The 17,315-nt window shown below is 71.4% G+C and carries 17 protein-coding genes; 6 read left to right on the forward strand and 11 right to left on the reverse strand.

From position 1 onward, the window contains the following. Positions 1–278: 278 nt before the first annotated feature. Complete coding sequence (locus V6V47_RS12910; protein WP_334628412.1) at positions 279–1,079, forward strand: SDR family NAD(P)-dependent oxidoreductase; 801 nt, start codon at positions 279–281, stop codon at positions 1,077–1,079. Between the two features lie 9 nt (positions 1,080–1,088). Here V6V47_RS12910 and V6V47_RS12915 read toward each other — a convergent pair whose 3' ends face one another. Next, a complete protein-coding gene (locus tag V6V47_RS12915) occupies positions 1,089–2,156 on the reverse strand; it encodes a DUF2855 family protein (RefSeq protein ID WP_334628413.1) in 1,068 nt (355 codons plus the stop codon). Positions 2,157–2,504: 348 nt separating this feature from the next. Here V6V47_RS12915 and V6V47_RS12920 point away from each other — a divergent pair, with 348 nt between their 5' ends. Beyond that, positions 2,505–3,458, forward strand: coding sequence for an ice-binding family protein (locus tag V6V47_RS12920; protein ID WP_334628414.1), 954 nt, complete (start codon positions 2,505–2,507; stop codon positions 3,456–3,458). Positions 3,459–3,519: 61 nt separating this feature from the next. Here V6V47_RS12920 and V6V47_RS12925 read toward each other — a convergent pair whose 3' ends face one another. The 6 genes from V6V47_RS12925 to V6V47_RS12950 all read right to left on the reverse strand — a co-directional run bounded on the left by V6V47_RS12925 (position 3,520) and on the right by V6V47_RS12950 (position 9,570). Further along, a complete protein-coding gene (locus V6V47_RS12925; protein WP_442934228.1) occupies positions 3,520–4,566 on the reverse strand; it encodes a fatty acid desaturase family protein in 1,047 nt (348 codons plus the stop codon). A gap of 48 nt (positions 4,567–4,614) precedes the next feature. Beyond that, positions 4,615–6,105: a glycoside hydrolase family 130 protein gene (locus V6V47_RS12930; RefSeq protein ID WP_334628416.1), complete on the reverse strand. Its 1,491-nt coding sequence runs from the start codon at positions 6,103–6,105 to the stop codon at positions 4,615–4,617. Further along, positions 6,102–7,154 (reverse strand): glycosyltransferase, encoded by a 1,053-nt coding sequence (locus V6V47_RS12935; protein WP_334628417.1) that lies wholly within the window; start codon positions 7,152–7,154, stop codon positions 6,102–6,104. Before V6V47_RS12935 ends, V6V47_RS12930 begins: the two co-directional genes overlap by 4 nt. After that, positions 7,151–8,287: a glycosyltransferase gene (locus tag V6V47_RS12940; protein ID WP_334628418.1), complete on the reverse strand. Its 1,137-nt coding sequence runs from the start codon at positions 8,285–8,287 to the stop codon at positions 7,151–7,153. The genes V6V47_RS12935 and V6V47_RS12940 overlap by 4 nt, the downstream gene beginning before the upstream one ends. Positions 8,288–8,395: 108 nt before the next feature. Then, positions 8,396–9,400: a glycosyltransferase family 4 protein gene (locus V6V47_RS12945; RefSeq protein WP_334628419.1), complete on the reverse strand. Its 1,005-nt coding sequence runs from the start codon at positions 9,398–9,400 to the stop codon at positions 8,396–8,398. After that, entirely contained in the window at positions 9,397–9,570 is a 174-nt protein-coding gene (locus tag V6V47_RS12950) for a hypothetical protein (protein ID WP_334628420.1), read from the reverse strand. Before V6V47_RS12950 ends, V6V47_RS12945 begins: the two co-directional genes overlap by 4 nt. Positions 9,571–9,948: 378 nt before the next feature. Here V6V47_RS12950 and V6V47_RS12955 point away from each other — a divergent pair, with 378 nt between their 5' ends. The 3 genes from V6V47_RS12955 to V6V47_RS12965 all read left to right on the forward strand — a co-directional run bounded on the left by V6V47_RS12955 (position 9,949) and on the right by V6V47_RS12965 (position 12,766). Then, positions 9,949–10,587 (forward strand): DUF5994 family protein, encoded by a 639-nt coding sequence (locus V6V47_RS12955; protein WP_334628421.1) that lies wholly within the window; start codon positions 9,949–9,951, stop codon positions 10,585–10,587. Further along, positions 10,547–11,728, forward strand: coding sequence for a low temperature requirement protein A (locus V6V47_RS12960; RefSeq protein ID WP_334628422.1), 1,182 nt, complete (start codon positions 10,547–10,549; stop codon positions 11,726–11,728). The genes V6V47_RS12955 and V6V47_RS12960 overlap by 41 nt, the downstream gene beginning before the upstream one ends. A gap of 171 nt (positions 11,729–11,899) precedes the next feature. After that, on the forward strand, positions 11,900–12,766 hold the full coding sequence (locus tag V6V47_RS12965; RefSeq protein WP_334628423.1) for an oxidoreductase: 867 nt from the start codon (positions 11,900–11,902) through the stop codon (positions 12,764–12,766). 108 nt (positions 12,767–12,874) lie between these two features. Here the strand turns inward: V6V47_RS12965 and V6V47_RS12970 are convergent, their stop codons facing one another. Next, positions 12,875–14,452 carry an MFS transporter gene (locus V6V47_RS12970; RefSeq protein WP_334628424.1) on the reverse strand — a complete coding sequence of 526 codons (1,578 nt, stop codon included), beginning with the start codon at positions 14,450–14,452 and terminating at the stop codon, positions 12,875–12,877. 175 nt (positions 14,453–14,627) lie between these two features. Here V6V47_RS12970 and V6V47_RS12975 point away from each other — a divergent pair, with 175 nt between their 5' ends. Further along, a complete protein-coding gene (locus tag V6V47_RS12975; RefSeq protein ID WP_334628425.1) occupies positions 14,628–15,107 on the forward strand; it encodes a winged helix-turn-helix transcriptional regulator in 480 nt (159 codons plus the stop codon). Between the two features lie 64 nt (positions 15,108–15,171). Here the strand turns inward: V6V47_RS12975 and V6V47_RS12980 are convergent, their stop codons facing one another. From V6V47_RS12980 to V6V47_RS12990, 3 genes are read right to left on the reverse strand one after another with little or no spacing between them, the layout of a single operon-like run. Continuing rightward, positions 15,172–15,930 (reverse strand): SRPBCC family protein, encoded by a 759-nt coding sequence (locus V6V47_RS12980; protein ID WP_334628426.1) that lies wholly within the window; start codon positions 15,928–15,930, stop codon positions 15,172–15,174. 44 nt (positions 15,931–15,974) lie between these two features. Further along, complete coding sequence (locus tag V6V47_RS12985) at positions 15,975–16,436, reverse strand: DUF6069 family protein (protein ID WP_334628427.1); 462 nt, start codon at positions 16,434–16,436, stop codon at positions 15,975–15,977. Between the two features lies 1 nt (position 16,437). Beyond that, positions 16,438–17,046, reverse strand: coding sequence for an ArsR/SmtB family transcription factor (locus tag V6V47_RS12990; RefSeq protein ID WP_334628428.1), 609 nt, complete (start codon positions 17,044–17,046; stop codon positions 16,438–16,440). Positions 17,047–17,315 lie beyond the last annotated feature (269 nt).

A 17,315-nucleotide genomic window follows, 5' to 3' on the forward strand; every position in this document is an offset into this window, starting at 1 on the left:
CACCGACGCGGGAGGTTCTGCCCACCGCGTCGTGTTTATTCGCCGAACTGCCGATGCGGGCTGAACTCCCGACCACCCGCGGCCTTGAGGACCGGGGCCTCCCCGTTCCGCTTTACGCAGCCCTCCCAGCGCGATGGTAGGCGAGGGTAACCTAAGTCGAGCGCTTGACGGAACGCGACTTCGGCATGCCGGGGACCACGTGCACCGCTACGGTCGAGGGTGGCGTACGCGGTCGCCCAGCCGGGGTGGCCCGACAAGCGCGAACGAACGGGACAGCCATGACGGTCACCATTGATCTCGCCGGTAGGACAGCGCTGGTCACGGGCTCGACGCAGGGCATCGGTGCCGCCATCGCCACCGGGCTCGCCCGCGCCGGCGCGCGGGTGGCGGTCAATGGCCGTACGGCCGCCACCGTCAAGCGGGCGGCGGACGCCCTGCGTACTGACGTCCCGGGTGCCGACGTGGTCGAGATCGATGCCGACGTGGCCAGCGACGAGGGTGCTGCGCGGACGCTCGAACTGCTCCCCACCGTCGACATTCTGATCAACAATCTCGGCATCTTCGGCCCCACCCCGGCGCTCGAGATCTCGGACGACGAGTGGCGTCGCTACTTCGAGGTGAACGTGCTGGCCGGCGTCCGGCTGACCCGCGCCTACCTGCCCGCCATGATTCAACGCGGCTGGGGACGGGTGCAGTACATCGCCAGCGACTCGGCCGTCGCCATCCCGGCCGAGATGATCCACTACGGCGTCTCCAAGACGGCCCTGCTCGGCGTCTCCCGAGGGTTCGCGAAGACCGCCGCCGGCACGGGCGTGACCGTCAACTCGGTGCTCGCCGGGCCGACCCACACCGAAGGCATCGAGGATTTCGTCTCCGACCTCGTCGGCGAGGGCGTGCCGTGGGATCACGCGCAGCGCGAGTTCATGCGGCTGCACCGGCCGCAGTCCCTGCTGCAGCGACTCATCGAGCCCGAGGAGATCGCGAACATGGTCACGTACCTCGCATCGCCCCTGGCCTCGGCCACCACCGGCGCGGCCGTCCGGGTCGACGGCGGCTACGTCGACGCGATCGTCCCGTAGGACGCCCGCTCACAACTGGATGACATGACCCACGCGCGGCGGCGTACGACCCGCGAGGACTTCGAGCCACGCGTTCTGCAGGGCATCGGGCCCGGTGCCGGCCCGGACGTCGAGCCACCCGCTCACCACCTCGGCGAACCTACGCCAAGCGTCGGTGAACCGCTGGTCGAGCCCTTCGCGGCCCCAATCCAGGCTGCGCTTGCGCATCTGCACCGGCGCGAAGAACACCTCCTCGGCGGCGTCGGCGTTCGGCGTCTGGTTGGTGAGGCCGACGGCGATGTCCCGGACGAGGTGGTCGCCGAGGTGCCGCCGCAGGGCGGCACGGGTCGAGGGCGCACCGGACAGGTCGAGATAGACCGTCGGGGCCTGGGCCAGATCGGCGATGTCGTCGTAGGTGAGGACATCGTCGTAGCAGCCGAGCGACCGGGTGAACGCGACGTTGCCGGGCGAGGTGAGCCCCACCAGGCGTGGGCCGTGGCCGTGCAGCTCGAAGGCCGCCGCGTACGCGGTCTTGCTGGACGCCGATGACATCACCAGCGACGTCGCCCCGTAGCAGTCGTTGTCCAAGACCTGATCCGCGAGCATGAACGAGGTGAAGAACAGCGGCCGGAACAGGACCAGCAGGTCCTCCTGGTCGGGCCGGTACGCCGGGTCGCCCGTGGTCGACCGGTAGACGTTGTACGGCGAGGGCAGCTCGGCCCGGTGCCCGCTCGCGTCACGGAAGCCGGACGCGTCCACACGGGCCGGCCGGACCACCAGGTGACCGGCGGGCGGGAGGTAGCCGTAGACGCGTTGCCCCGCCTCGGCCCCCTCGACGGTCGACGCGACCACCTCCGCGAAGCCCCACAGCGGCGGGAGCCCCCAGTGCGGCTCGAGTCCGCGCGGGCCGGGCGGGAAGAACTCCCAGTACCTCATCGAGTCGCCGAGCACCGCGTAGGTGACGTTGTTGGCGGTGAGGCCGACACGGTCCACCCTCAGCAGCGCCTCCCCATCGGACAGAGCGGCCGTCTCACCTTCGGCGATCGTGGTCCGTCCAAGGTCGTTCCGAGCAACGGCGAATGTCCAGGAGGCAGGCATGGTGTGACGCTAAACAGCCCCGGAGACACAGACAAGTGCACTGGGAGTGCAAAATCCCACTCGGGTCACCGGTGGTCGTCGATCGCCGCATGTGTCGACGCTGCCCGCTCGAACGATCGATGCCTGCACGAGCGGATCAGCCACGGCCTGACGCTCCACTCAGCCAGCCTTTCTCGCTATCTAGCCGGTTATGCAACTTTCACAAGCTTGATGTGTAAAAGTCCGGTTACGTACACCTTTGGTCTGGTTTGGTTCTCCAGCCGCTACGGGACCGCTGTCTGGTGAGACGCATTCGCGAAAGGGCACAACGTGACAACCAATCTAATCCGCCATCCTCGGCGCGCGGTCATGTCCGCGCTCGGGGCCATCATCGCCGGCGGCGCGGCCGTCGCCGTACTGATCTTCAGTGGCACGGGCGCCAGCGCCGCCGAGGCACCGGTGAACCTGGGGACCGCGGCGAACTTCTCCGTACTCGCCGGCACGACGGTCACCAACACCGGGCCGACCTTCCTGGCGCAGAACCTCGGTGTCAGCCCCGGCAACGCCGCGCCTGGCTTCCCGCCAGGGCTCGTTGGCGGAGAGACCCACCTCGGTGACGCGGTCGCCCTACAGGCCAAGAACGATCTGACCACCGCGTACAACGACGCCGCCGGCCGGACACCGTTCACCAACCTCCCCGCAGAGCTGGGCGGCGCCACGCTGACCCCGGGGGTGTACCGGATCGGCGCCGCGCAACTGACCGGAACCCTGACGCTCGACAGTCAGAACGACCCGGCGGCGGTGTTCATCTTCCAGATCGCCTCGACCCTCACCACCGCGTCCAACAGCAGCGTGGTGTTCATCAACGGCGCCTCGCCCTGCAACGTCTACTGGCAGATCGGCAGCTCGGCCACGATCGGCACCGGCAGCCGGATGATGGGCAACATCATGGCCCAGGCCTCGATCTCGATGAACACCGGCGCCACGCTCCAGGGCCGCGCCCTGGCGCAGACCGGCGCCGTCACGCTCCAGACCAACACCATCAACCCTCCCGCCTGCCTCCAGCCGACGGGAACGCCGACCGGCCAGCCCACCGGCACGCCCACCGGCACGCCCACCGGCCAACCGACGGGCACACCGACCGGGCAGCCCACGGGCCAGCCGACCGGCCAGCCCACGCCCACCCGCACCGAACTGCCGGTCACCGGCGGCAGCGGCGGCAGCGCGCTGTTGCCCGTCCTGACGGGGATCGGCAGCGTCGCCGTCGTGACCGGCACGGCCCTGCTGATGCTCCTCTACCGACGCCGGACCTCCGAGTCCTGATCGGTGTAAGCCCCGGCGGCCGGAGGCCGGCCGCCGGGGCACCACCGGGACATCCGCAGTCTCAGCGGTTCGCGTCGCTCGTACGCGGGCCTTCGGAGCCGACGTCGTGCAGGTGGCGCAGCCCTTCCGCCCAGGAGCGGCCCAGGCCGGTCTCGTGGTAGGCGATGTCACGCTCGGCGCAGAACCGCTGGACCAGTGGCCGGGCACGACGCAGGTTGGGGCACGGCATGCTCGGGAACAGGTGATGTTCGATCTGGTAGTTCAGACCACCCAGCGCCGCGTCGACGACCGGCCCGCCGTGCACGTTGCGCGAGGTGAGGACCTGGCGTCGCAGGTAGTCGAGGTCGTCGTCGGCGCTGAGGATCGGCATGCCCTTGTGGTTGGGGGCGAAGGAACAGCCGAGGTAGAGACCCAGCAGGCCCTGATTGACGACGATGAAGGCGACCGCCTGCGCGGGGCTCAGGACCACGAACACGGCGGTGAGGTAGCCACCGAGGTGCAGGGCCAGCAGGCCGACTTCGACACCTCGACGCGCGATGCGACGCCCGCCGAGGACGCCCCACAGGCTGATGGCGTGCAGGTGCAGGCCCTCCAGCAGGAGCAGCGGGAAGAAGAAGTACGCCTGGTGCCGGACGATCAGCGCGCCGAGGCCGCGCTGTCGCCGGGCCTGGTTGGTGGTGAAGGACAGGGCCGCCACGCTGATGTCGGGGTCCTTGCCCTCGGTGTTCGGATGCGCGTGGTGCCGGTTGTGCTTGTCCACCCACCAGCCGTAACTGATCCCGGTCAGGAGGTTGGCGTGCAGAATGCCGATGAGGTCGTTCGCCCGGCGCGAGCGGGCGACCTGACGGTGGCCGGCGTCGTGGCCGATAAATCCGGCCTGCGCGATGACCACCGCGAGCGCCGCCGCCACGCCGAGCTGCCACCACGACTCACCCAGGCGGGCGAATAGGGCCCACAATCCGGCGAACGCACCGACAACAAGGCTGATCCGTACCGCGTAGTAGCCGTGCCGCCGATCGAGCAGACCCGCCGCGCGGATCTGCCGGGACAGATCGGCGTAGTCGCTGCCCCGCCGAGGGTCGGCTTCGAGGCTGATGTCGCTCACGATTGCTGCTCCCGCCGTTCCTTGGCGTTCCACGTCACTCCGCCACCAGTCTCACCCGTCATGGTCTCCCGGTGGCGAGGATTCCGCCATTGCAGCGAGGAGGGCAGCCACCGACACGGTGGCGAAACCGACCCGCGCGTCGCTCGCCCCATACGGCAGCCACAGCTCGCCACCGTGAACGAGCCCGCCACAGGAGTAGACGACATTGGGCACGTACCCGTCCCGGTCGCCCGGGTCGGGTGTCAGGAGCGCGCCGCGGAGTCGCGCGACGACCCGCTCCGGTCGGTGCAGGTCGAGCAGGAGCGCGCCGATGGCGTACTGGCGCATCGGGCCGACGCCGTGCGTGAGTACGAGCCAGCCCGCCTCGGTCTCGATGGGCGATCCGCAGTTGCCGACCTGGATCAGCTCCCACCCGTCGCGGGGTGCGTGCAGCGGGCTCGGGGTCTGCCACCGGTTGTCGTCGTCGAGGCAGGTCAGACCGATGGTCTCGCCGTCGGCGCGGCACAGGGCCAGGTGCCGGCCGCCGACGGTACGGGGGAACAGCGCCACCCCCTTGTTCCGGGCACCCGGACCCCGCATCGGGGTCATCTCGAAATGCCGGAGGTCGCTGCTGACCAACGCGCGGGGAGCGATCCTCCGCCCGTCGTAGGCGGTGTAGGTGGCCCGGTAGACCGGTCCGGCCTCGCCGACGAACCGGACGAACCGGGCGTCCTCCATACCGTTGCTCTCCGCCGGGATGGCCGGCCAGAGCACCCGATCCTGTAGTGCCGTGTCGGCGGGGAAGGACATGGCGTAGCTGCCGGCGTTGGTGCGGCGTAGCTGCTCGAGGGTCGCCATGCCGGTGCTACGGGAAAGCAGGTCCGCTGGCAGGTTGCCGAGCACCCGTTCGAAGGCCGCCTCGTCGTACCGGTCGGGCAGGGCGTCCAGCACGGTGGCGGTGACCTCGTTGTCGCAGTCCTCCTCGGCCAGGCCCGCGGCGAGCAGGTCACGGCGGTGCCGTACCCCCAGCCGTTGCCCGACGACCAGCGGACCGGACCGATCGGCGACGGTGAGCCGAATTCCCGGACCGAGGACCGCGGTGGCGAACCCGATGGACGACAGGTGACCCTCGCCGATCTGACGCAGGCTGACCGCGACGCGCAGTTGTCCGGAGCCCAGATCGCTCTGGTCGGGGTGCGCCACGATCGACGGGTTGCACAGGGCAGCGGACTCGACGGCGTACTCGTGGCTGAAGTAGGCGCCGACCAGGAGCCGGCTGTTGGGCGACAGGTCCCCGGCCCGGGCGGCGCGGTGCCGGACGAGGTCGTAGTGGTGGCGGAACGTGCCGGCCAGGTCGCGGTGCCGAGCATCGAAGCGGTCGAAGATGTCCCGCAGCAGCCGGTCCGTCTCCTCGTCGGGGAGGTGCGCGACGCGGTCGATGAGCGCCCGTGCGCGAGTGCGTACCACCGCGGCGTCCTCACCCGGGACGAAGAGCTTGACGATGACCCGGCGTGGATCCGGGGTGAGCGTGACGTCCGGTCGAACCGCCAGGACCGCGGTCACGACCACCGCCGGGCGTGCTGCAGGGTGGCGATGAGCGCGAGGGTGGACTCGGCGCCCTGGTTGAGGTTCGGGCCGTGCGGGGTCAGCCCGTCGTAGCCGCCCCCGGTCTCCGGATCCCACATCGGGGTGCCGATGTCGTTGTCGCCGAGGAACCAGCCGATCGCCTGCCGTACCCCCGTCTCCCAACCCAGGTCGCCGGTGACCGCGGCAGCCGTGGCGCAGGCGTCGGCGAAGGCGGCGACCTCGATCGGTTGCTGGTCGTGGTGGAGGCGTACCGCCCCGTGCCGCCATCCCTTCGCGGGCACGACCGACAGCCGTCCGTCCCGGGACTGCACGTCGCGCAACCAGGCGAGCATCCGCAACCCGTCGTCGAGGGGCGGGCCGCCGTGGCGCAGCTGACTGGCGGCGATGACCACCTCGGCGAGGGCGGCGTTGGCGTAGGTCAACTGCTGTCGCGGCCAGGGCCACCGCGGGTCGGGATCGGGAGGGCCGACCGTCGTAGCCGCGGCCGCCAGCAGCGTTGCCGCAGCCGCGTGGCCCGGGTGTCGGCGCAGCACCTCGACGGCACCGAGCCCGGCGAAGGCCATCGCGTGCGGCGCCGGGGACCGTCGCGCGGCACCCCGGCTGAAGGCGACCAGCGCCTCCTCCCGTATCCAGGCGGCCGGGCTGCGGGCAACGGCGGTGCCGAGCCCCCACAGCGCCCGACCCCACCAGTCCCCGAGCCCGGGCTCGTCGGCCCACCGCCGGTCGTACCCGAGCCGGTTGTGGAAGGCGCCGCCAGCGTCCTGCGCGTGGGTCAGGAAGGCGAGGTAGCGCTCCGCGAGCCGGATCATCTCCGCGCTGGGCTCCGGCTCGCGGCTGAGGACGACGAGGCCACGGGCGACGTCGTCCGTGCAGTAGCCGTGCTCACGGCGCACGATGGCGTGCCGGGCGTGCTCGAACAGGCCGGTGTCGTCGCTCAGCCGGGACAGGTGCGCGAAGCTCGGGGCCGGTGCCGTCGCCCAGCGCTCGCCGACCCGGGGCCGGGGATGGCCGGTGGTCGCGGTCATGCCGACGCCGCGCTGACCGCGGGCGGCCGGACCTCGGTGAGCTGCTCGGCGAGGGTGCCGTAGCGGGCCGCCACCGCCGGCCAGCGCAGGTCCGCGGCGAGCGGCCGGACACGACCGGCCAGCCGCGCGGCCAGGCCCGGTTCGAGCAGGATCCGCCGGATCGCCACGGCCAGCGCCGCCGGGTCCTGATGGGGTACGACCAGACCGGGCCCACCAGTGAGCAGCTCGACGGCGTGCGGGAACGCGGTGGCCACCACGGGCACCCCGGCGGCCACGGCCTCGATGAGCACGCCGGAGGTGACCTGTTCGCGGGAGTCGTAGGGCAGCACGACCACGTCGGCGGAGCGGATCAACTGACTGAGAGCGACCTGGTCGTGGTAGACGTCCTGGTAGTCCACGGCGTGCGCGACGCCCAACTCGGCACCGAGCCGGTGCAGCCGTGCCCGGTACGCCTCCCCGTGGTGCTCGATGACCTTGGGATGGGTCCGGCCCGCGATGGTGTAGGTGGGCGTCGGCTCGAGGTCCTGCAACCGCGCGAGGGCCCGCAACGACCACTCGACGCCCTTACCGGGACCGAGCAGCCCCCAGGTCAGCAGGTGTGGGCGGGTGCGGCGCTCGGCGGGAACGTGGGAGTGCTCGGCGGCGCCGTGCGGAATGACCGTCACCTTGGCCGGGCTCACGGCGTAGCCGACGAGCAGCCGGTCGTGCGCGGTGTCGGTCATCGTGACGACCGCCCCGGCAGCGGCGACGATCTGCTCCAGCAGGGACTTCTGCCGTGCGGAGGGCTGGCGCAGCACGGTGTGCAGCACCACGATGCTCGGCACGGTGAGCCGGCGCAGCAGCGGTAGGACGTCCTCGCCGTCGCTGCCGGGGTAGATGCCGTACTCGTGTTGGACGATCGCCACGTCGAAGGTGTTCAGGGCGGCTGCCGCGTCCCGCCAGCCGCCCGGCGTGAGCGTCGACCAGGTGTGCACGACCCCAACGCCGGCCCGCTGGTCGTCGCCACGGTCGGTGACCCGCACGATGCCTCCGCGCGTGCCGTCGGCGGTCAGGTGGGCGGCGAGGGCGGAATTGAAGGTGGCCAGTCCACACCGGGTCGGTGGGTGGGTGCTGAGGAATCCGTAGCTGGGCATGGGTCGGGCCTTCCGGTTGTCGGCCACCGCCGGGGGTACGGGCGAGCCTCACGCGGTATCGGCGTACGGCGGCCAGCGTGTGTGGCCGACGAAACGGATTCGGGGCGGTCAGCCGTGGATGAGCTGGTCGTAGACGGAGAGGTAGTCGGTGACCATCCGGTCGGCGCTGAACCGCTGCTGAGCCCGCGCGCGACAGGCGGCCCGGTCGAGCCCGGCGACCCGGGCGACCGCGTCGACGGCCTGCTCGACGGTGTGCACGAGGAGACCGGTCACCCCTTCGTCGACGACCTCCGGCATGGATCCGCGCGCGTACGCGACGACCGGCGTGCCGCAGACCATCGACTCGACCACCGACAGTCCGAACGGCTCGTCGAACGCGATCGGGTGCAGCAGGGAGGTGCTGGCCCCCAGCACCTCCGCCCGTCGTCGGGGCCCCACCGACCCGAGGAACACGACCTGATCGCCGTCGATGTGCGGAGCCACCTGTTCGGCGAAGTACCGCTCGTCCTGCACGATGCCGCAGATGGTCAGGGGGCGACCGGCGAGGCGGGCGATCTCGATGGCGGTGTGGGTGCCCTTGTCTGGATGGATCCGGCCGAAGGCGGCCAGCCCGGGCCCGGCGTCGCGGGTGAACGGCAGCTCGGTGACGTCGACGCCGTGCTGCACCGTCGCGACGTAGTCGAGCTCCGCGGAGCGGTCGGCGTCGGAGATCGACACGTAGGACGAGTGGGCTCGGGCGTACGCGGGCAGGATCTCGGCCCCGGAGAAGCCGTGCACGGTGGTGAGCAGCGGAGCGCGGCAGTGCTCGGCGAACGCCAGCGGCAGCCAGTCGAGGTGGCTGTGCACCAGGTCGAACTGCGCCGAGCGGGCCAGCGCGTAGGAGACGTGCATCGCCTCCCAGACCCGGCCGTCCAGGGCCGGGTCGTCGGCGTACCCCCGGGGGCAGACGCCGTCGAGCTGGGCGGAGGTGACGGAGTCGAGTGTCGCGAAGAGCGTCACGTCGACGCCGCGGGTGACCAACCCCTCGGCGAGCAGACCGGTGACCTGCTCCCAGGGGCCGTAGTGGTGCGGAGGTGTGCGCCAGGCGACCGGGCCGAGCAGCGCCACCCTCACGGGGAGGGCGCGTCGGCGAGGTCAGCCGGATCGAGATGCAGGGTGGCGAGCAGCCCGGAGTGCTTGGCCGGGTCGACCTGCTCGGGCAACTCGCGCTCGACCCAGTCGGCCCTTGCCTGCTGGCCTCGGTCCCGAAGGGCGGCGACGATCCTGTGCTTGGCGATCCTCATCTGGTGCTCCCTGATAGTGCCGGCCGGGACGATCATGCTCACGGGCGGCGGTGCGGACGCGCGGGTCAGATCCCAGTACCGGGCATCGGGGCGAACCGAACAGGTCGGCGGCCGGCGGTCGACTGTCACGACGAGCGCGCTGCGGCGATGGGGATGGAGATCGAGATCGGGCTGGTGGCGACGGCACCTGGCGGCCACCGGTAACCCGGGCGACATGCCCACCGTACGCCCTCAGGCGTGCAGGTGCACCCGCACCGGGGGCCGGCCCGACGGAAACTGCCTGCACAGCGGCGCGAGAGTTGGAGCGTACGCTGGCAGTGTCGCTCGAGACCCCGGTGACCGACGGCCCCCCTCATCATCGGAAGGCGGCGGCGCATCGTGACCGCACCCCGGGACAGCGACATCCACCTCTCCACCGTCGACGGCCACGGTGGTCCCGGCGCTTCGACGCCGGCCGCGCCTCGGCTCGTCCTCTCCCCGACTCGGAGGCGAACGGTGCTGGATGGCGGCTGGTGGCCGCGATCCTGGGACCTGGGCGCCGAACTCCCCGGCCTCGTCCTCGCCCTGGCCGAACGGCACGGCCGAATCCGGCACATCATGCTCAACCTGCACGGTTGGGACAGCCGAATCCATCGGATGACCGTCGGACCGGACGTGGTCCACCTCGGTTGGTTCGACACCCTCAACCCCGCCGTACTGGTCGCCACCACCGGTCAGGACGTGCAGGTCGACCTGCTGGTGGTGCCGCCGGACACTGCACCGGCGGCAGCCGAGCGGGCGATGGCGACCGCCGCCGACCCGGCCAACCTCAGCCGCGCGCCCGGCATCCTGGCTGCCCTCGACGCACCCTCGGCCTCGGCGGCGGCATCGCCCGGCGGGAAGCGGCCGGAGCACCGCTTTGTCCGCGTTGCGGCTGATACTCGCCTACCATCAATGCGGGTATCCCCAGACCTCGGAGTCAGCGGACGGGCACCTGATGACGATGGACCAAGCGGTAGGGCTGACCCGCGAGGATGAGGGGCCCCAGCGGGCGACCCTGCTGGAACTGTTTCTCGACCTGGTGTTCGTCGCCGCGCTCGCCCTGACATCGCGCACCTTGGCGCAGCGTCTCGACTGGGTCGGGGCCGCTCAGACCGTACTGCTCGTGATGGCGATCTGGTGGATCTGGTCTGCCACCGCGCTGGCGACCGACCTCTACCACGCGCAGCGGCCCCCGATCTTCGTCATGACGCTCTGGGTCATGGTCGGGACCATCCTGTTGGCCGGCTCGCTGCCCGGCGCGTTCGCCGAGCACGCCCTGCTGTTCGCGGGCGCGTACGTGGCGATCCAGGTGGGACGGGTGATCTTCCTCGTCGTCGCGCTGCACGGCCGCGCGGCGCGACTGTCCGCCAGCCGGTTCATCTTCTGGTTCGCCGTGTCCGCCGTACCGTGGCTCGCCGGGGGTCTCCTGGCGGGCCCGGCGCGGGGCCTGCTGTGGACGGTCGCGCTCGTCATCGACTACGGGTCAGCCGTGCTCCGCTACCCCACGCCACACGTCGGCCGGATGCCCCCGGCCCGGTACGCCGTGGCGGCCGACCACCTGGCGGAGCGCTACCAGCAGATCTTCACCCTCGCCCTCGGTGATCTCATCCTCGTCACCACCCTGACCTACGCCGACAACGACGTGACCGTCGCTCGTACGGCGGCACTCCTGGTCGCCTTCACCGCCACCGTGCTGCTGTGGCAGGTCTACGTCCACCGCGCCGGGGCCCTGCTCCAGGCCGCGATCGAGGCGGCCCGGGATCCGGGCGGATTCGTGCGCTCCGCGCCCAACACCCACCTGCTCATGGTGGCCGGTGTGGTTGCCGCCGCCGCCGGCTTCGAGGTCGTCATCGCCCACCCCACGGAGCAGGTGACGCCGTGGCTGGCCGGCGTCGTCCTCGGCGGGCCCGCGTTGTTCCTGGCCGGACGAGCCCGCTTCGAGTACGAGGTGTTCAGCCGGGTCTCGCCGTCGCGGCTGGTGGCGCTGCTCGTGTTGGTGGCCGCAGGACCGGTGCTGCTGCTCGCGCCCGCGCTGGTGGCCGGCCTCACCGCCGCCGTCGTCCTGGCCGGGGTTGCCGTCTCGGACGGCGTCCGGGCCCGCGGCAATCCACCCGAGCCACCAGCGCCCTCGGTCTAGCCGTGATCATGATCCATGTCCTATCCCTGACCGGCTGGGTGGCTGTGCCACTACCAGGAACATCTCGGCCTGCCGGCCGAGAGCGTCCCGGCGCACAGTCGGTGGAGCGCGGCAACCCCTGATTTCTCCGGGACAGCCGCATATCCCTCCACTCAACGGATAGAAGGCGACATGAACCACAACCTCCCCGGCGGCGCCCTGACCATCGCTGACGGCCTCACCCTGAGCCGGATGGGGTACGGCGCGATGCAACTGGCCGGACCGCGCGTCTTCGGGCCACCTCGCGACCGCGACCAGGCCCTGGCCGTGCTCCGCGAGGCGGTCGACCTGGGTGTCCGGCACATCGACACCAGCGACTTCTACGGCCCGGTGGTGGTCAACGACCTGATCCGCGAGGCGCTGCACCCGTACCCCGCCGACCTGCACCTGGTCACCAAGGTCGGCGCGCGGCGTGGTGACGACGCCTCGTGGATCCCGTCGCTGGAGCCGAACGACCTCAAGGCCCAGGTCCGGGAGAACCTCCAGCACCTCGGCCTCGACGCCCTCGACGTGGTCAACCTGCGGGTCGGCTCGGCGGAGGGCGCCGGCGACGAGTCCATCGCGGAGCAGTTCGGCGCCCTCGCGGAGCTGCGCCAGGAGGGCCTCATCCGGCACCTCGGGCTCAGCGGCGTCACCTCCGATCAGCTGACCGAGGCCCAGGCCATCGCACCGGTGGTCACCGTGCAGAACCTCTACAACCTCGCCAACCGGCAGGACGACGATTTGGTCGACCGCTGCGCGGCGGAGAACATCGCGTTCGCCTCGTACTTCCCGCTCGGCGGGTTCACCCCGTTGCAGTCCGACACGCTCAACGCCGTGGCCGCCCGGCTGGGTGCCTCGCCGCAGCAGGTCGCCCTCGCCTGGCTGCTCCAGCGCTCCCCCACCACGGTGCTGATCCCCGGCACCTCGACCCTGGCGCACCTGCGGGAGAACATCGCCGCGGTCGACCTGACGTTGCCGACCGACGCGATCGAGGACCTCGACACCATCGCCGGCTGAGGGGTCAGTCCAACCCCACCGTCGCCCGCTCGAGGTGGGTGAGGAACCGCCCCACCGCCGGAGGGCGGCTCGACGGCGCGGTGCTGGAGGTCGAGGTCACCGCAGCCGTCAATGCTGGTGCGGCCGGTTGCGGACGAGGGCCACTGCCAGCACGGCGGTGACGAGGAAGACGACACCGTTGACCCGCAGCCCGGCCTGCACGCCGGCGGTCAGTGCCTCGGCGAGCGCCGACCGGACCGGATCGGGCAGCGGCTGACCGCCCGTGGTTCCGGCGGTCGCAGCCGCCTGCACGGCGGAACGCGTGGGTTCGCCCACCTGGTGCGCGGCGAGCCGGGCGGGCAACTCGGCGAGCATCGTGGTGGTGAGCAGCGTGCCCAACAGCGACGAGCCCAGCACGGAGCCGACCTGGCGGGCAGCGTTGACCGCACCGGCGGCCATACCCGCCTGCGCGGGCGGAACGCTGGCCAGTGCCGCCGCGGTCGCCGGAGCCACCACCAGGCCACTCGCGGCTCCGAACAGCGCCAGCAGCGGCCAGCGGTGGCCGAACGTGGTGGTCGACTCCTGGGCCGCCAGCCCGAAGCTGGCCACGGCACCGAGGACGAGACCGATGGTCAGGGGCGCCTTGAACCCGGTACGGCGGATCACGCGACCAGCCGCGGAGGCGACGAGCACGTACGCACCGAACAGCACCGCCATCCGCCATCCGGTGTCCAGCGGGCTGAGCGCCTGCGCGCGCTCGTGGAACAGGACGAGCAGGATAGCCACGCCGGTGAAGCCGAACAGGGACACCGCGCCGATGACCATGACAGTGCTGAAGGACGGGGACCGGAACAACCGCACGTCGAGCATCGGGGCGCTGGATCGCAGCTCGACCAGCACGAACCCGACCAGCGCGGCTGCGGAGACGAGCCAGGCCGTAGCCACCACCGGGCTGGTGTAACCGTCCCGTCCGCCCCTGATCATGGCGTAGACGGCCGCGGCGATGGTGAGGGTGCCGAGCAGCAGGCCGGGTACGTCGAGTCGGCCCGCGTTGGGCCGGAACTCGGCCACCCCGAGCACGGCGACGACCAGGGTGATCACGCCCAGCACGATCGTCGACAGGTAGACGCTGTGCCACGAGTGGTGCCGCAGCAGGGCGCCGGCGATGAGCGGGCCGACCGCCAGACCGACACCGGACGCGGCCGACCAGGCGGTGATGACCTCGGTGCGTCGGTGCGGGTCGGTGAAGGTCGCACCGAGGATCGCGAGGCTGTTGGGCAGGATCAGGGCCCCGCCGAGGCCGGCGACCAACTGCCCCACGATCACCCAGCCCACGCTGGGTGCCCCGGCCACGGCGGCGCCGCCAACGATCATGGCGAGAACGCCGGCGCCGAACATGCGCCTGGGACCGTAGCGGTTGCCGAGCGTCGCGGCGGACAGCACCAGGCTCGCCACCGCGAGGGTGTAGGCGCTGGGGATCCAGATCAGGGTGGTCGGGTCGACGTGCAGGTCCCGCTGGATGGTGGTCAGGGCGGAGACGGTCGCGGTGATCTGGAGAAACGTGATCATCGCGCCCAGGCACATGGCGACCAGGGTCACGGCGCGGGAGCCGTGGGCGGTTGCACGCGGGGCACCGGTCGGTCCGGGCGCGCTCGCGCCGGGCGTGCCTGCTGGTCCGGTCGGGATCGTGGTGCGCTGGTCGGTCACGAGGTGTCCTCGGGGTCGTTCCACGCAAGCACCGGCGCTTCGAGCGCTGGCGGCGCGCGGACATGCGGGCTGCGCCGGGCGAACATGGACTGACTTGCCCGTGGCGAAGCCAGCGTCCGGCCCCAGTGAAGCACCTGACTAGCGGATACGCAAGCCAGGCTCTACGCTCGTGGGTATGGAGGACCTACGGGACGACCGCGATACCTGGTCGACGGCGAACTGCTCGGTCGCCCGCGCCATGGACATCGTGGGCAGCAGGTCGACGATGCTGATCATGCGCGAGGCCCTGTTCGGCACGCACCGTTTCGACGACTTCGTCCGCCGGGTCGGGATCGGCGAGCCCGCGATGGCGGCTCGACTCAAGGAGCTGGTCGCGGCCGGCCTCCTCGAACGGGTCCCCTACCAGGAGCCGGGGCAGCGCACCCGGCACGAGTACCGGCTCACCCGCAAGGGCCGCGAGTTGGTTCCCGTCATCACCGCGCTGCGCAACTGGGGCGACACCTGGACCGCCGACGACGCCGGCCCCTCTCTCCTCGCCATCCACCGCGACTGCGGCGAGCCGATCCACGCCGTGCTCCGCTGCGCGGCCGGCCATGACGTCCACAACTCCGAGACCGTGCTCACCGCCGGTCCGGGCCTGATCCGACAGACGTGACGCCCAGCGACCGTGGCCGCCCTCCCCAGGGGAGAGCGGCCACGGTCGCGCGGACGGGTACGGGTCAGCTGACGGGCAGCTCGCTCAGCCAGGTCTGCCAGGCCCGCTCGGTCGCGGCCGGGTCCGCGTCGGCGGCGAAGAGGTGGTGCCCGACCACCAGGGCGTCGCCCCGGTCACTGCCCGAGTGCAGGAACCGGTAGAGCGCGTCGTCGGTGCGTACGCCGAAGTAGGTGGGCAGGGCGGCCAGGTCGACGACCCCCTCGATCGGCGGCAGGCCGTCGACCGTGATCCGGGCCGGCTGACCCTCGACGACCGGGCCGGAGATGCCGAACGCGTCGGTCACCGCCGCCCAGACCTGGTCCGGGGCACCGGCGCCGGGGCGGAACGCGGTGACCGGCGTGGCCGTCCGGCCGGGGAAGTGGGCGAGGTACGCGGCCAACGTCCGGATGTACATGTCCCAACCGACCTGCATCGCCTCGTACTCGGTCTCCCAGTTGTCGCCGAGGACGCCGCTCTGCACCAGCCGCAGCACGGTGCCACCCTGCGCGCGCCCCTCGATGAGGTACTCGAAGGCCAGGAAGGTGCCGTCCGGTCCGGGCTGGGTGCCGTAGCCGAAGCGCTTCCCCGGCTCCCAGCCGGTGACCGTGGCCTCCTCGGTGTGCCCGGCGATGGTCATCCGGGTACGGCCACCCTCGCCCGGCTCGACCTCGTTGCGGCCCATGAACCAGGAGTCGATGCCCGGCCCCGTGGCGATCGCCTCCCACACCTGCTCGGGGGTGGCGGCAAGCTCGATGTCCTTGTGCAGCTCGAATTGGTGTCCCATGTCTGGTGGTGCCCTTCAGTCGGTGAGGTGTCGGTATTTGCTGGTCAGCGGGTGCGCGCAGCGGCGCGGTGGCGCAGCATCGGCACCAGCGCGGCGGCCACCACGAGGTGCAGGACGCACAGCATGATTCGGGTGCCCACGGTGGCCTGCTCGATGAAGATCGGAACGAAGGAGGCCACCAGGACCGCGCCGGCCAGCACGCTCCAGATCACCCGTGCGTGCCGGGTGATCCGCTCCAGCAGCGCCAGAGATCCCCAGCCGAGCAGCGCGAAGACCAGGCTGAAGACGGCGATCTCCGGCAGGATCAGCGGGTGCGCCTGGGTCGCGCCGGGGTCGGTGAGGGTGAAGTCCGTGCCGGCCGCGCGGGCGGCCAGGTAGAGCAGGCTGTTCGCGATCACCGCAGCGCCCACTCCGAGGGCGCGCTGCCGGCGACGCAGGGTCGTGGCGGTCAGCGCACGGGCCTTCGGGTGGACCGGGGCGGTGGCCGTGCTCGTCATGGCGGTCATCTCAGGACTCCTTCGGTGCGGTGTCGGTGTTGGGGCTGACGCTCGGGTGCAGGGCGAGCACCACCCGGTGCTCACGGCCGCCGGGGGCCTGCTCGTCGTGGTAGCGGCCGACCAGGTTGGCGACCGTGACCGCCAGCTCCTCGGCAAAGGCGGCGCGGTCACTCGCGGACGCGAACCGGACGGTGGCGTCGACGGCGAAGGTCGCCACCGGCTTGCGGGCCCGCTCGGCGCCGGTGATCAGCGCGCCGACGTCCTGCACGAGCCGGGCCGCGAGCGCGAGCAGCCACCGCGCCGAGAGCCGGTCGGGCGACTGGGACGGGTTGGGCCGCACGGCCGCGAAAGCCACCGGCGAGATCACGTACGACGCAGCGGTGGCCCGCATGACGCGCTCGGTGACGTTGCCCTTGCGGCGCTCCTCGACCAGCTCGATCAGGCCGTGCTGCTCAAGCGCCCGCAGGTGGTAGTTGATCTTTTGGCGGGGCAGGCCGACCCGGGCGGCGAGCATCGTCGCGGAGGCTGGCTCGGCGAGCGCCGCGAGCAGTCGGGCCCGCGTCGGGTCCAATGACGCCTCGGCCGCCGCCGGGTCCTCGATCACTGCGATGTCGAACATGCCCCAACCTTGTCACCGACAACTTTTTTTGTCAAGACAACTCTAATTTTCGGTGGCTGCTCCGGGAGGTTGCCGCCTTGCACCCACCGCAAGCAGCACTTTCGCCGGACTTTGTGCGGATCTTGGCGGCTCCCGCGCCGCCGCGATCGCGCTCGATCCTGGAAGTAGTGGCCTCACCGACACGGCGATACCACTACTTCCTGGATCGAGCACGATCATGCGAATTGGCCCCAGCGCCCCGTCGTGCTGCGTCCCCCGGGGGATAGCTG

The sequence above is a fragment of the Micromonospora sp. CPCC 205539 genome (assembly GCF_036906815.1).
In the GTDB taxonomy this organism is placed as follows: domain Bacteria; phylum Actinomycetota; class Actinomycetes; order Mycobacteriales; family Micromonosporaceae; genus Micromonospora.

What these genes read in the sequence shown, in the direction of transcription:
- V6V47_RS12910 (WP_334628412.1), top strand. Translation starts at nt 279, where the DNA reads ATGACGGTCACCATTGATCTCGCCGGTAGGACAGCGCTGGTCACGGGC.
- V6V47_RS12950 (WP_334628420.1), bottom strand. Translation starts at nt 9,570, where the DNA reads ATGAGGATCGCCAAGCACAGGATCGTCGCCGCCCTTCGGGACCGAGGC.
- V6V47_RS12990 (WP_334628428.1), bottom strand. Translation starts at nt 17,046, where the DNA reads ATGTTCGACATCGCAGTGATCGAGGACCCGGCGGCGGCCGAGGCGTCA.
- V6V47_RS12975 (WP_334628425.1), top strand. Translation starts at nt 14,628, where the DNA reads ATGGAGGACCTACGGGACGACCGCGATACCTGGTCGACGGCGAACTGC.
- V6V47_RS12920 (WP_334628414.1), top strand. Translation starts at nt 2,505, where the DNA reads ATGTCCGCGCTCGGGGCCATCATCGCCGGCGGCGCGGCCGTCGCCGTA.
- V6V47_RS12915 (WP_334628413.1), bottom strand. Translation starts at nt 2,156, where the DNA reads ATGCCTGCCTCCTGGACATTCGCCGTTGCTCGGAACGACCTTGGACGG.
- V6V47_RS12980 (WP_334628426.1), bottom strand. Translation starts at nt 15,930, where the DNA reads ATGGGACACCAATTCGAGCTGCACAAGGACATCGAGCTTGCCGCCACC.
- V6V47_RS12965 (WP_334628423.1), top strand. Translation starts at nt 11,900, where the DNA reads ATGAACCACAACCTCCCCGGCGGCGCCCTGACCATCGCTGACGGCCTC.
- V6V47_RS12985 (WP_334628427.1), bottom strand. Translation starts at nt 16,436, where the DNA reads ATGACCGCCATGACGAGCACGGCCACCGCCCCGGTCCACCCGAAGGCC.
- V6V47_RS12935 (WP_334628417.1), bottom strand. Translation starts at nt 7,154, where the DNA reads ATGACCGCGACCACCGGCCATCCCCGGCCCCGGGTCGGCGAGCGCTGG.
- V6V47_RS12960 (WP_334628422.1), top strand. Translation starts at nt 10,547, where the DNA reads ATGACGATGGACCAAGCGGTAGGGCTGACCCGCGAGGATGAGGGGCCC.
- V6V47_RS12940 (WP_334628418.1), bottom strand. Translation starts at nt 8,287, where the DNA reads ATGCCCAGCTACGGATTCCTCAGCACCCACCCACCGACCCGGTGTGGA.